Consider the following 14,553-nt stretch of genomic DNA (forward strand, 5'->3'; position numbering starts at 1 on the left):
CCTCCTGGTAGGAGGATTACTTTAAGGCATTGATTAGGTTACGTTTGCTTTTGCCCGTCAACCCAAAAACAGGCACCCAAAAAATGCGATCGGTGCCAATATTGTGGCTAGATGAGAACCTCGCGGGCCTCTGGCTTATAGAGCCGAGATGCTTGGGCAAGCAAGAATGCACCGACGAAGTGATCGAGAAATCAACTGACTTCCGGTGATGGCACAAAACGGAAGTCGCAGCCGCGACTGTTGAGGATGGCATCGTTGATCTCTACGGCGTCTTTTCGTGCGGGCGCCTTCTTAATGAGCGCGCGGATTCGCCCGACATGCTTGCTATGGGTCAAGATGTGATTCTTGGAGCTTCCTCTCTGCTTGACGATCGCGCACCTCATCCAGCTTGTCGCACGAGAGCGCTACCTCATGGGATATTCTCGTCCATGCCGGTTCTTAAGGTGATCTCGTAAGGGATTTCGCGCTCGCGTCGCCAGTTGGCCGGACTTTGACCAAAGGCCTGTCTGAAGAGTCTGCATAGATGCGCTTGATCCGAAAAGCCAACGCTCAAGGCTATTTCGCTCAGCGGTGCCGCGCTGGTCATCATCAGGTGGCAGGCTCTCTCCAGACGCCTTCTCACCACGTAGGCGTGTGGCGACTCGCCAACAGCCAGTTTGAATTTCCGAGAGAAGTGCGCCTTGCTCCGACGCGCGACCGCACTGAGATCCTGGATATGAATGGTGCGGTGTAAATTGCTGTCAATGTAAGCTCGCACGCGAACGACCTGCCAAGCCGCCAGACCGCCCCTTCTGGAGTCGTTAACGCCCGCACAGCGCTCGATCTCCGCTTGCAGGATGTGGGATGCCATGACCAGCGACGCCTTGGCTGCTTCCCGATCACGCGCGAGCTCTCGCGTCGCGGTTTCAAGCAGCTTGGCCAGGCTGTTCGCAACGAAGTGGAACTGCTGGTCCGCTGCCAAAGAAGAAGCGGGTCCGGTAGTTTGAAGTCCTTCCATTAAGGAACTCAACGATTGGCTTCGGAGGGGCAGAAATCTTGTGGTCCATGGAGCAAGCTGCGTCACAGGCATCGACCTTCCTATCACCCTGGCCCCTGTTAGCTCACAAGAGCCCCTCCAGCTGGACTGCGCTGGAGGGGCACGGTAGGCCGCAGGGAGTGATCGGCCTCAAGGGAGGAGAACTTCACCATAATGGCACGCATTGGCGCTCACTATTGAACTAGCGGAACGATCGAGTACCAAATGGGAATGTGCGCACTATACGAAGGTTGTGCGCTGCCAGCTTAGTCGGTTCGACTCGGGTGGGCAGCTGGCGCCTGACGCAGAATACTGCCGACTTCAACCGGCCAGGTCGCCGATGGCTGCGATCCGTTGGAGCCGAATTGGGCTGGTCGTCCCCTCTATCGCCCACGCGATAATCTCGCTATGCTCCATGGCGGACTGGCAAAGCTAATGCGCATGTCGATGAGGGAACATGTGGTAGAGCAACGGGCCAATGACCAACCGCCAACAGTGATGGTCATCGACGATGATCCGGGAGTGCGGGACTCACTAGGCAAGCTGCTTCGATCGGCGGGCTTTCAGGTCAGCCTACTCGGTTCGGTGAGCGAATTTCTCGCGGCGGATCGGCCAGAAGGACCTGCTTGCCTGGTGCTTGACGTGCGGCTTCCCGGCCAGAGCGGACTTGAACTGCAGCGAGTGCTAGCAGGTGCCAATAGACAGCTGCCAATCATCTTCATCACCGGACATGGTGACATTCCAATGTCGGTGCAGGCAATGAAGGGTGGCGCAATCGAATTCCTGACAAAGCCATTCCGAGAGCAGGATTTGCTTGAAGCGATTCAGCTCGGTCATGCCCGTGATCGAGCGCGGCTTGAGCAGGAACGAGCTATGGCAGGGCTGAAAGTTCGTTTCGAAACATTGACGCCGCGGGAGCGCGAGGTCATGGCGGTCGTGGTCACCGGGCGGTTAAACAAGCAGATCGCAGCCGATCTCGGCGTAAGCGAAATCACGGTAAAAGTTCATCGTGGCCAAGTAATGCGTAAGATGCGGGCATCGTCCTTGCCTGACTTGGCGCGCATGGCCGACCAATTGCAACTGACGCCGACAAAGCCACATAGCCCGGGTCGCGTTGCCTAGCGCAGACGCTCAGCCTGCATCTCCCGTAATGGTCCCATTGCGTCTCACCACCGATGATCAGGGTGCCTGCTAGACTCGACGTCTGCCACGTCTTTGATCCGAAGCGGCATTCCACTCACGACGCAGTGTTTGCGATCGCCGGCAGGGCGAATTGAAAGCTGGCGCCGCGGGGCAGGTTCGCGCTCGCCCACAATCGGCCGCCGTGCGCTTCGATGATCGACCGGCAGATCGACAGGCCCATCCCCAAACCGCCAGGCTTCGTCGTGTAGAAAGCCTCGAACACGCGCTCAAGAGCCGCCGGCGCGAAGCCTGGACCCGAATCTCGCACCTCGACTGACACGCCATCCGGTTCGTTACGGCTGCTGACGAGCAATTCTCGCTCCTCTTCGCCGACGTCGCGCATCGCTTCGACGGCATTGATGATCAAGTTAAGCAGTACCTGTTGCAGCTGGACCCGATCTCCCTGGACATGCGGCAAACCCTCCGCTAACTGCGTCCGCACCAAGACGCTACTGTTTGCGGCCTCTGTACGGGTGAGAGCAATAACCTCGAGGATGGCATCGTTGATCGCTACGGCGTCCTTTCGTGCGGGCGCCTTCTTGATGAGCGCGCGGATTCGCCCGACGACCTCGCCAGCGCGATTCCCCTCCTTGACAACAAGAGACAGCGCGTCATCCATCTCGCGAAAATTCGGTGGCTCCGCGCTCAGGAAACGCCGAGCGGCTAACGCGTACGTGACTGCCGCTGTGATCGGCTGTTTCACTTCATGAGCGATCGAGGCCGAGAGCTGACCCATGGTGGCGACGCGGTTGGCGTGCGCCAGCTCCATCTGCATGTGCCGCAGCGCCTCTTCTGCCCGCTTGCGCTCGGTCAGATCGAGCACGAACGCCACACCCTGGTCTCGCTGTTCGTCGAATCCGGCCGAACCGATCAGCACAGGCACGCGGCTGCCGTCCTTGCGCACGTACTCGCTTTCATAGGGTTGGACCGCCCCGGTCGTGTCCATTCCCTTCAGGGCGCTGGCGGTGCTGGTGCGCCATTCCGGCGGCGTCAAATCGTTCCAGCGCATGCTGCCCGCGGCGAGATCCTCCCGGTCGTATCCCACCATCCTGAGAAACGCGTCGTTGGCTTCGATGATTTCACCCTTCCGACTCGAGATGAAAATCCCGATGATGTTAGCGTCGACCAATCGCCGGATTTTCGCCTCGCGTTCCGCGACGTCGCGGTACAAACGGGCGTTCTCCAGCGCGATTGCTGCCTGTGAGGCGAGCAGCTTGAGCACCGCGATCCGCCCCGGCGTGAACACATGCGACGCCAGGCTGTTTTCGAGATAGAGGACGCCGATCAGCTCGGCCTGTTTCAGCAACGGCAGGCAAAGCAGCGACCGTACCCGTTTGCGGCTCATGTATTCATCTTCGGAAAACATGCTTTGTCCGCGGGCATCATCGAGGATCACCTGGCTCTGAGTGCGGATGACTTGCTCAAGGATCAGCAGGGGCAATTCCGATGGCGTCACCGGCGTTTCGACAAGACGGACCCTGACGCCATCGCGACCGCTCGTCGCTCCCGCCTCGATCCGGTATCGGCTGCCGTGCGGAAGGAGCAGGAGGCCGCGGTCGGCCCCGGCATGCTCGACGGCAATTACCATCAGCGTCTCGATCAGCTTCTCGAGCACGATCTCGCCGGCCACGGCCTGCGACATCTTGATGACCATGGCGAGATCGAACTGCTCGACCGGCGCTTCGATGGTCGGCCTCGGGGCCAATGGTGCTTGTTTTCGGACTCGGGGGTGGCTCTGGTCGAGCTGTGCGACCTTAGCAAGGGCTCCCCAGCGGGCGTAGCAGTCGCGGGCCTCGTCCAGATAGGTATCTGCCACCTTGTCTAGACCGCGAAGGCGATAGAATTGAGCTGCCAGTTCGCCCGCGAGCGCCCGGTCCTGGAGGAAGCCGCGCTCCGCGGCCGAGCGAATTGCCTGTTCGTACAGCTGCATGGCCTTGATGTCTCGCCCTTCCAGGCGTGCCCATTCCGCCGAGACCAGGGCGTGTTTATGCGCGAACGTCGCCGGGCAGCTCTCCGCCCATCGCTGAAACGATGCCAGGTGTTCGATGAGATCCTCGCGAAGGTCCGCCCGTCTCTCGGGCGAGGCCGCTTCAAAGACCGCGGCGATGGCAAGAGAATGATAGAAGCAGTAATCCATCGACTGAAGATTGAGACGCGCCGACCAGAGAATCGGCTTCGCCTTGGCGGCAAACTCAAGGGCTCTCTCCGCGTTGCCCAGCAAGACGTGCCGCTGCAATTGAAGGATCCAGAGAAAGCAGGCAACGAGAGGAACGCCGCCCCGGAGCACCCGGGCTTCGAGCGCCGCCTCGTCGAGGGGCGCACCGCTCCCCACTCCGCCGCGAAGGCTTTGCACGAAACCCTGGATGCTCAAAATGACCAGCTGGCCGAACTTGTATTTGCGGACGAAATCCAGCGCGCCTGCCGACTCGAGCCACACCTGGTCGAGAGGATCGCCGCGCGCCATCAGATCGGTGAGGCGATGCTGACGGTTGAAGCAGGCGTAAACCATCTCGCCGGTTTCCCCGACGGATCGGATCGCAGCCTCGAGGCAGGTCAGAGCATCTTCGATTGGACGCGTCCAGAGGACCGCCATTTGCATGAGGAAATGTGCGCCCGCCTTTTGCACGCTGAACCCGTATCGTTCGGCGACTGCGACCGCCAACCGTGCAAAGGCCTCCCCGTCTGCGAAGCGATGGAATGCCGGACCAAGAACCACGGCGATCGCGCCGTAGCCGATCGTGGAGTACTCGCTTGTGCCATGGCGACAGGTCAGCTTGACCATCCAGCAGGAAATCATTTGGAACAGATCGCCGTCGGCGTGATATGCCAATTCGCCCAATGCACTGAAAAGCTTCATGACAGCCCGTATCTCCGGGTCGTCCATCATCGGCAGGTCAACCAGGCTCTCGATCGGGCGATCGCCGAGGGTCCGGCGCATCTCCTCGTATTCTACTCGCATCTGTTCCGGCGTCGGCGAGTCCGGCAGGTCGACGCCGAACGTTCGCAGGCATTCGAGCGCCGTGCGCACCGCCGGGGCGTAGTTGCCTTGCCTCAATTGAAGAAGCATGCGCAGGCGACAGATCTCGGCTTGATCGATCTTCGATTGCGCCTTGATCAGCAACACCTCGACGAGTCCCGCGGCCTGTTCCACGTTCGAGTTGAGGATCTCGCATTCTGCCCGTTCCAGGAACAAGCCCAACATCAAGTCGTAGGATCTTTGCCACCCTTCGTCTGACAGAATGGCGATGCCTGCTGCGAGGTAATTGGAGGCCGAGGCATAGGCGGTCGAGGCTTTCGCCTTCCGCCCTGCAACAAGATTGAGTTCGGCCGCGCGCAGCTTCTCGGGCCACTCGGAAATGAGCGCTGAGCCCAGGTTAAGCTGGTTGACGAGGTCGTAGATCTTCTCCGCGATCCTCTCCTGCACGGTCTCCGCGACAAGAAGACGTGCGATCCGCAGATGGAATTCGGCGCGACCTTCCGTCGGAATCAGCGCATAGGCGGCTTCCTGAACCCGATCATGGAAGAACCGATAGCTTCCCTCCCGGGGGATGGCGGCGCCGGCACGGACCGCGTCGCGAAAATCCGCATGCATCGCCTCGTCGGATTCGCTGCGCAGCTTTGCCAAGGTCGCAAAGTCAGCGTGATTGCCCAGGCAGGCGAGCAGTTTCAACGCTTCCTGGGCCTCCGGAGAAAGACGGCGCAACCTGCCGATCATCAGGTCCACTGGATTGTCGCTGAACTTCTTGTCGACGATAGCGTCCAAATTCCACGTCCACGACCGCGAGCGCGGATCGAACTCGACCAGCGCTTCTTCTGCCAGACTTGTGAGGAACTGCCCGGCGAAGAACGGATTGCCGCTGCTTCTCCTGTGCACCAGTTCAGCGAAAGACCGCATCTCGTCTGGCGCATGCCGCAAGGTGTCGCACAGCAATTGGTTGACGTTGTCGACTGAGAGTGGGCCGAGAACGATCTGATCCAACCTCGCACCGGCCCGGCGCAAGGCCTCCAGCTTGAGCATCAGCGGATGGGCCGAGTCGACCTCATTGTCGCGATATGCGCCGATCAGCAACAGGTGCCGTGTGTCGGGATGGAGGAGGAGATATTCGATGAGCGTCAGCGTGGCCGGATCGAGCCATTGCAGGTCATCGACGAAAATGACGAGCGGGTGTTCCGCCCTCGCGAACACGCCGACGAACCGCTGGAACACGGTCTGAAACCGCAGTTCGGCATCGACGGGCGAGAGGACCGCTACGGTCGGCTGTGGGCCTATCAGTCGAACGAGGTCGGGAATGAGGTCGGTCAGCAGGCGGCCCTGATTGCCGACAGCTTCCTTGATCGCGTCTCGCCAGCGGGCGATGTCGTCCGCCTGGCCGTTCAGTAGCTGTTGAATCAGTCCCTGAAACGCCTGAGCCAATGTCGAGTGGGGGGTGTCCCTGAGGCGCAGATCGAATTTTCCCGAAATGAAGATGCCGCGAGGCAGCACGATGACCTTGTGCAGCTCGTTGACGACCGACGACTTGCCGATGCCCGAGTAGCCAGAGACCAGAACGAGCGCCGAGCCGCCATGCATCACGATGCGGTCGAAGGCGGCAAGCAGGGTGGCGATCTCGCTCTCGCGTCCGTAGAGCTTCTCCGGGATCATCAACCGCTCCGACGCGTCCTGCAGACCAAGCGGGAACGGCTCGATCCGGCCGATCGACTCCCAGGCGGTGAGGCACTTGCGGAGATCCGCCTCGACTCCCGCGGCGGTCTGGTAGCGCTCCTCGACGGTCTTGGCGAGAAGCTTCATGACGATCATCGAAAGTGGGGCCGGCACCGCCCTTGCAAACTCGCCCAGCGGGACGGGCTCTCGCGCGATGTGACAGTGGATCAACTCGATCGGGTCAGCTGCGGTGAAGGGCAACGCGCTGGTCAACAACTCGTAAAAGGTGACCCCCAGCGCGTACAGGTCGCTTCTGGAGTCGACCGAGCGGTTCATCCTGCCGGTCTGTTCGGGCGCCATGTAGGCGAGCGTGCCCGCGATCACCTCCGGTGGCGCGGGGGCTTGGCGCTCGCGCGGCAGACGCGAAGCGATGCCGAACCCCGTCAGCCACACGCCGCTGCTTGCCGAGTCCACCAGGATATTTGCCGGCTTGATGTCCTTGTGGATGAGGCCACGCTCATGCACATGGCGGAGCGCGCCCGCGAGCGGGATCGCGATGCGCAGGAAATGCGATACGTCCAGTGGCCGGCCAAGCAGTCGATCGAGCGGCGTACCGCCGGGATCCTCAAGCACCAGCGTCATACGGCCGTTATCGTGCGTAAGCGCGACGGGTCGAGCCGCCCAGTCGGCGTCAAGTTCGGACTTGAGCGCATATTCGTGTTCAAGTCGCTCGACGCAACCGGGCGAGGTTCCTTCTGCGGCAACAAGCAGGATCGGCGTCAAGCCGTTGCCAGAGCCCCGGTATAGAGCGATGTCGCCCTCCCGCAGCGACGAGAATATGTAGCCCGAGAGCTCGTTCAAGAAGGCCTCCTGGTAGGAGGATTACTTTAAGGCATTGATTAGGTTACGTTTGCTTTTGCCCGTCAACCCAAAAACAGGCACCCAAAAAATGCGATCGGTGCCAATATTGTGGCTAGATGAGAACCTCGCGGGCCTCTGGCTTATAGAGCCGAGATGCTTGGGCAAGCAAGAATGCACCGACGAAGTGATCGAGAAATCAACTGACTTCCGGTGATGGCACGAAGGGGACCCGCTGGCGCGGGCAAACCACGTTGAGGGGACGATTTCGCAATGTGAGCAATTTTGACAACTATGTCGGCCAGCGGACATGCCAGATTGTCCCAATCACCGCCCCGCCATCGGCTTCCATCGGTGATGAGAACGCCGGTTGCGCTCCCGCCTCCTCAGGAATGAAGCAGCGCCATGCAGCGACGCAGTTTCCAACAGTCTGCACCACTAGATCAACGATTGAAGGAGCAGGCAGAACGCCTGCGCAAAGAAGCCAAAGGCACCCCACCAGGAATTGAGCGGGAAAAGCTCATTCGCCAAGCCCGGCAGGCGGAGACAGCTTCGCATGCAGGAATGGCTTTCCTCTCCCGGCCTCCAGCCGCCCCGCTGAAAAAATGCTTACGCTAGTGGCAATATTGGCCGGACCTATCGTAGTGACGACCATCGTGACGATTGTCGTCTTCGAGATTAAGGACGCATTGGACCGTAACCGCCTGAGGTAGTAAGGCCGCCTCAGTTGGCGGCCTCTCTCATTTATAGATGAGATGCCATGTCGCGTATTTCAGACATCAACTTGTTCCGCGCAGTCGCTAAACCAACGTCCACTGTCGGGGAAAAGTGGAGTCTGCATTGACGAGAATCTGATGGTCGACCGACACGCTGAAAAAGTCGAAAATTGAACGACCAGGAAAACTTCGCGAAAGGCGTTGCTCTTCTATCGAGGAGGGCAGTGATTAGATAGGGAGGGGGCAACCTAAGGAGTTGCCATGAAAAAGCCTCTGACGATACCGGACGAGCCGCAACCCGCAACGTCACACGCGCTGACCTTGTGATGACCGAGGGCTTTGGCTTGGAAGTCGATGGCCGGATGAAGACGGTATTTCCAACGCTTGAAGCGGCACGGAAAAGGGCGAGAGATCTCAAAGCCGAGTTTCCGATGCTCCAAGTCAAGGTGTACGACGCTGCGGAAAAGAAGATGGTGGAATTGTCGCCGACTGAACCATGAAAATTGACCAGATTCTCCGACCAGCGGAAGCGAACGTTTTAGCCTGCGCGATGGTGAGAAATCATCCAAACGCCGCAGCGACATATTGCGATCCTCTCATTAGGTCGCCTCATTGTAGACGAAGCCGTCGCTGCTCATGGCACTTTCGGACCTGACAGGTCTGCTGACGATGCCCGTTGTTGAGGGCAAAGCGGACTCCCCAGTTGCACACTCAGACTTCTGAGTTAGACCCAAACCGGACGCGGTAGCACGAACATTCCAGTTACGACACTTTCATTCAATATAGTGGCAGGTCTTCGCGGCACAGTCGCGATCCGAGATGATCGCCCCCGCGATGAGGCCCCTCGATGAGGCGATCAAAAAGCCGAGGACGCTGGTACGGGTGCGCATATTGAGGTGGTGACAAGCTGACGAACGGCTGCGCATGAACGAGAAAGACCTGCCGGGAGGAGTCATGCGGCACCTCGTTCGGTCCCGCTCCGAGCTGCAAGATCGGGTGACCGAACTCATCGAGCAACAGACGGCCATCTCGGAAGTGCTGCGCGCCATTGCGAACTCGCCGCACGACTTGCAGCCCATCTTCGACGCCATTCTCGACAGCGCCACTCGTCTCTGTCGAGCAGACGTAGTCACCTTACGTCTCTCCGAAGAAAGCGGCCTTCGTCTCGTGGCGATGCGAGGGGACCCTCTTTTGGTTAGTCACCTGTGGTCATCATTCCCCGCGCTCGCAGAAAAGGGGAGTTTACAGAGTCGAACAGCCACAAGCAGGTTACCCGCTCACATCCCCGACTTGGCAGCACTTGAAGGCGATCATCGGGATCACTCTAGGATCGCGGCGGTGAACGCAGGTTATCGAGCGACCCTGATTGTGCCGTTGCTCAAAGACCATGAGATAATCGGGACAATTACTCTGGGCCGCACACAGGTGCAGCCGTTCACCGACCAACAGATTTCCTTATTCAGGGACTTCGCTGCGCAAGCCACCATTGCCTTGGAGAGCACCCGCCGCGAGCGGCAATATCGCGAGGCGCAGATGGCGCTCGCGCATGCCAACCGCGTCGCGACGATGGGCCAGTTGACGGCCTCGATCACCCATGAAGTGAACCAGCCGATCACAGCGGCAGTCACATACGCGTTAGCCGCTCGGCGTTTCCTAAGCGCGGATCCGCCGAATTTTCGCGAGGTGGATGACGCGCTCTCTCTGATTGTCAAGGAGGGGAATCGCGCAGGTGAGGTCGTCGAGCGAGTTCGTGCGCTCATTAGGAAGGTGCCCGCACGAAAGGACGCCGTAGCGATCGACGATGCCATCCTTGAGACTATTGCTCTCACCCGTACGGAGGCCGTAAACAATCGCGTGTCGGTGCGGACGCAATTTGCGGAGGGCTTGCCGTGTGTCCAAGGCGATCGGGTCCAACTGCAACAAGTGATGCTGAACTTAATCGTTAACGCCATTCAGGCCATGAGTGGTATTGGGGAAGGCGCGCGCGAATTAAAGATCAGCATCGATGCCGTTCCGTCCGAAGGTGGCGTGCGCGTCGGTGTGCGGGACATTGGCCCGGGACTGAGCCCGGAGAGCCTCTCGCGTCTGTTCGAGCCATTCTACACGACCAAGCCCGAGGGCATGGGCATGGGCCTGTCGATCTGCCGCTCGATCATCGAAGCCCACGGCGGACGGCTGTGGGCGATCCCGTGCGAACCGCAGGGTGCTCTCTTTCAGTTTACGATCCCCACTGACTGAGCTGCCGTCCGTGATCGATGTCGCTTCTTGGCACTTAGGGACATTAACGGATAGCGGACGAACGTCCGCTGCTGAGGGTAAAGCGGACCTCATGTTTGGTTAGGCCGTCCCGGGCTAAACGGTATCCTGGGGTTGGGGCGGTTCGACCGGAGTCATGGTACTCCGAAAATAAGGTCATAGGTGTGCTTGGTCGCTAAGGCCGGGAGCCGTTTGCGTAACCTCGAAGAGCTGCTCATATCGAAACTTTCGTCGCAGACCGGCGAGGTCGTGACAGACGCCATACGCAAGCGTTGGAAACGTCGCTTTGCGGGTTGGCGGACGAACCCCGCGCCGAAGCATATCCGGCTTGTGGTCTGGGTCGACGGGCTCAACCAGGGGCATAGCTTTCCCTGGTCGCGCTGGATCGACGCGATGGCCCGCTTTCTGGGGGAGATAGGCGGCCGGCTGATCGTCACGACCAATAACTGGCATCATTCCCAGATCCGCTGGACAGTGACGACGCCATTCGATCGTGTGATAGTCGCTGACTGGTCGGAGGCCGAGCTCAAGGCCATTCTCGAAGCCAAGGGCATTAAGTCGGACGTCCTGGCAGCCGAGGTTTTCACCTTTCTGCGGAATCCGAGGATCCTCGGGATCGCTGTCGAACTTCTCGACGCCAAGGAAATCGAACGTGTCGATGAATTGACCGTCGGGCGATTGCTGTTCGAGCACCTCCGTCGGCACGATGCTGACCCGGCAAACGCCGGTTCTGCGCGGGATTTCGCGAAGACGCTGAAGTCGCATGCCGAAGAGATGCTCGAGCGGCTGAAAAGCCAAAACCATGACGATCTCACGATCTTCGACCTGGGAAAGGAACTCAACGCGGTCTCCAGAAGCCGGTTCTTCGAGCCGGTGGAAGGCGAAAGCGATCTGTACGCCATCCGGAAGGAAGGACTTCCCTTGGCGCTCGGCCTGGCGTTGACGAGCGTTCTTCGCAAGGAACGGCGAGCCGGTCGAGACCCCGAGGCCAAGCTGGCCGAGGTGATGGAGCCGATCAGTGCCCTTTCGGAGACCTCTGCCGTGGTCTTCGCCGCGTTGCAAATTTCCTTTCTTGAGGAAGGTTGCCCCGCGGAAGTACAGGCGGCGCTGGCGAAATATTTCGTCGGCTTGCAGAACGTATCCGATGATGTTTATCCGGCGTTCGAGGCAATGGCGAAGCGCTCCCCAGAACCGTTTTTGAGGGCGACGCACGACGCCGCGTTTTCGAAGGTGAGGTTGCCGAACGTCCGATGGTTGATATTGGCGCTGCTTTCCGCATCGGCAGGCCCAAAGCACGCCGCGGAGATAGCTCGGCAGTCGCAAGAATGGCTGTGTCGCCATTCTCTGGCGCCCGAGGTCGGCATGTTCCGTCATTCGGGCCGCGATCCGGCAAAGGAAGCCGCGGAATTGGAGCGGCTGCGGCAGGGCCTCGAGACCCGCCGCTCGGCGTTGTCCCAGCCTGAGCGTGAATTTATCAGCAGGCAACTGACGGAAGACTCGCGAAAAGGTCTGCCTCAGCTCCATTCATATGCCCTTGAGCTCTTAGCGGGAAAGCCCCTTGAAGCTGCCGTCCCTGCGCTCATAGGATGGGCCTTCGCCGCCTCGTTAAATCGGGACTTCGACGGGCCGGATAAGCATTTCCGACATCTCATGCGCTTCAACGCGGTCGATTGGTCGAGGATGCGCGATGCCGTCCGGATCGCTTGCGAGCCATTCCTGGCGACGGAGGCGTCGAACACGGCCAAGCACGCCGCGGTCACGATGTTGAGCGCGACCGGCGATCCCGACGATGCGGCGCGGGCGCATGCCGTTTTCGAAGCTCTCGACCCCAACCGGCCGCGCTCTTCCTGGCACGATCCGCATTTCAGCGCGGTCGATCCTTGCGACCCGACTACACAAGCGCCCGCCAACATCGATGCGATCGTTACGGTCAGCAGGAACGCCGATGTTGCAGAGCTGAGCACGGGCCGCGGCATGACCGCTCAGGATCACATGGTGACCAGGTCGATGCCCGCTCTCGCCCGGTTCGAGCCGGCGACGGCCATCGAACTTCGCCGCGCGTTCGCCCGGCAAGCGCTCGAACGGACCGACGTCTTGCCCCTGAGGCAGGCCATGATCGCGCTGTTGAAGGATAGCGCAATTCTAGAGCCGGACACCGTGACCCGACTGATTTCCATCGGCTCTGCGCCGCCGGCATCCGAGTTCTTGACTGACAAAGGCGGGATCCGGGACGAGTGGCTCGTGCAGCAGTATGCCCTTCGCGCGGCCTTCCCGCACCGGAGCGGTGAAGAGCAGCTCCGGGCTCTAGAAGCCGGCGGAGGCAATGAGGCACTGCTCGATCTGTTGGAAGCAACGTCGCCCGCCAGCGAGGCGGAGATAGACGCTGCTCTAGACCGCGCACTCACATCCCACGATAACGACAGATTGGCGATGGTCGTAAGCTTCGCTCAATTCAGCAGAAGCCCGCTGTCGAGCGCGGCGAAGTCTCGGCTGGTTCCTCTGCTTTCATCCGCCGATCAAGGAATGCGGATGAGAGCATTGGCGCTCACTGCGCGGTCTAGAGACCCGGATCTGTTGAGGCAGTTTCTGGCAACAGGCTGGGACGCCGCGAATTGCGACGCGAAGAACGGCCATCGTGAGATCTGGTATGGTTCGCGGTGCTTGCTTGTGGCTGCCGACCTAGGACTGATCGGCGCCGCCGAGGCCGTCGGCCGCATGGGGCCAAACTTCTACGGCTTCGCAGCTCGGTTGAACGATGAGGGCGCCAAATCGGTCGCTGATAGGGTCGATATCGCGTTCCACCGTGCGATCGGCGTGAATGACATTCCTCAATTCCCCTTAGTGCAGCAGCCGGTCACCGCGACTGAGGGGCAAGAGCCGCCGCTTCTATCCCTGGTGGACCAGCCGGCTCCAGACATTCAGCAGGCGTTCGAGATTCTAGGAGAAAGCGACGACGCGCTTCAGCAACGACAAAAGCGTTCTTGGCAGGCGTTCGATCGATTTGTCGAACGCATTACTCTTGCCGACGCGCGCATCATCCTGGACGACTTCTCCTGGGAAGGATTCGATGCGATCGTAGCCCGGAATCCGTCTCTTGCGGAGAGCTGGAAGCAATCGCTGCTCGCCGTCGGCGATGGCGTGTTCCGCGCGATGCATGCATTTGCCACGGGGCTCGCGAGGGCGATCGCGCCGAGCGATCCAGCAGGCTCTGCCCAGCTGTTCGGTCGGACGGCCTCACTTCGGCCGTTCGTAAACCGCGTCATCGGCGTATCGAGTATTCCCGCGGAGGCGGTTGCAGCTTGGTCCCGCGCTTCGATCCCGGAAGTACGCAAGTTGTGCTTCACCCGCCTCGACGAAGCCGCGAACGACGCCTTGATTGCCTCGGAGGTTCTTGCCGCGCATGAGGCCGGAGCGCAAGCGTTCATCCAGGAATACGTCGACGAAAAGTTGGCGAGGCAAGAGCCGGCGAAGACGGCGCGGGCTCTTCTTGTCTGCGGATTTTCTGACGTGAACGACCACGCAACTCAAGCGCTTCAGCGGTTCGAGGGCAGCGATGGGTTTATCGGGCAGGCCCACCAGGCAGCGACGTATGCCTATCGCAGGAACGAATGGGCACGGCATTGGTACAGGGAGATGAAGGCCACCACGAGTCCTGAAGAGTTCTGGAGCGATGCGGTCCTATTCGCGAAGATCGTCGACGGTCGCTTTGATTTGTGGCACACGGAATGCGGATCGCCGGGCGAGGTCTTCGCGCGCTTCATGACCACCATCGACGATGGTGTCGAATCGCGCATCAAGAAGTGGCAGTCCAAACGGCAATCCAAGCTCTTTGGCGGCGATATTCCGGATCCGATTTTCACGTTCGGGCAAAGCGGGTCGTAGCT

Annotated in this window: 6 protein-coding genes; 3 read left to right on the forward strand and 3 right to left on the reverse strand. The window is 60.2% G+C overall.

The features are described 5' to 3' along the window. Positions 1–409 precede the first annotated feature (409 nt). Positions 410–997 carry an AraC family transcriptional regulator gene (locus V1283_RS13015; RefSeq protein WP_334386881.1) on the reverse strand — a complete coding sequence of 196 codons (588 nt, stop codon included), beginning with the start codon at positions 995–997 and terminating at the stop codon, positions 410–412. 453 nt (positions 998–1,450) lie between these two features. On the opposite strand from V1283_RS13015, the gene V1283_RS13020 reads away from it, so the two are divergent. Next, positions 1,451–2,137: a response regulator transcription factor gene (locus V1283_RS13020; RefSeq protein ID WP_334386882.1), complete on the forward strand. Its 687-nt coding sequence runs from the start codon at positions 1,451–1,453 to the stop codon at positions 2,135–2,137. Between the two features lie 115 nt (positions 2,138–2,252). On the opposite strand, the gene V1283_RS13025 is transcribed toward V1283_RS13020, so the two are convergent. Together V1283_RS13025 and V1283_RS13030 are read right to left on the reverse strand one after the other, a co-directional pair. Continuing rightward, on the reverse strand, positions 2,253–7,700 hold the full coding sequence (locus V1283_RS13025; RefSeq protein WP_334386883.1) for a trifunctional serine/threonine-protein kinase/ATP-binding protein/sensor histidine kinase: 5,448 nt from the start codon (positions 7,698–7,700) through the stop codon (positions 2,253–2,255). A gap of 961 nt (positions 7,701–8,661) precedes the next feature. Beyond that, on the reverse strand, positions 8,662–8,997 hold the full coding sequence (locus V1283_RS13030) for a hypothetical protein (protein ID WP_334386884.1): 336 nt from the start codon (positions 8,995–8,997) through the stop codon (positions 8,662–8,664). 340 nt (positions 8,998–9,337) lie between these two features. On the opposite strand from V1283_RS13030, the gene V1283_RS13035 reads away from it, so the two are divergent. Further along, positions 9,338–10,651: a sensor histidine kinase gene (locus V1283_RS13035; protein WP_334386885.1), complete on the forward strand. Its 1,314-nt coding sequence runs from the start codon at positions 9,338–9,340 to the stop codon at positions 10,649–10,651. Between the two features lie 210 nt (positions 10,652–10,861). Then, a complete protein-coding gene (locus V1283_RS13040) occupies positions 10,862–14,551 on the forward strand; it encodes a hypothetical protein (protein ID WP_334386886.1) in 3,690 nt (1,229 codons plus the stop codon). Positions 14,552–14,553 lie beyond the last annotated feature (2 nt).

The sequence above is a fragment of the Bradyrhizobium sp. AZCC 2262 genome (assembly GCF_036924535.1).
Lineage (GTDB): Bacteria > Pseudomonadota > Alphaproteobacteria > Rhizobiales > Xanthobacteraceae > Bradyrhizobium.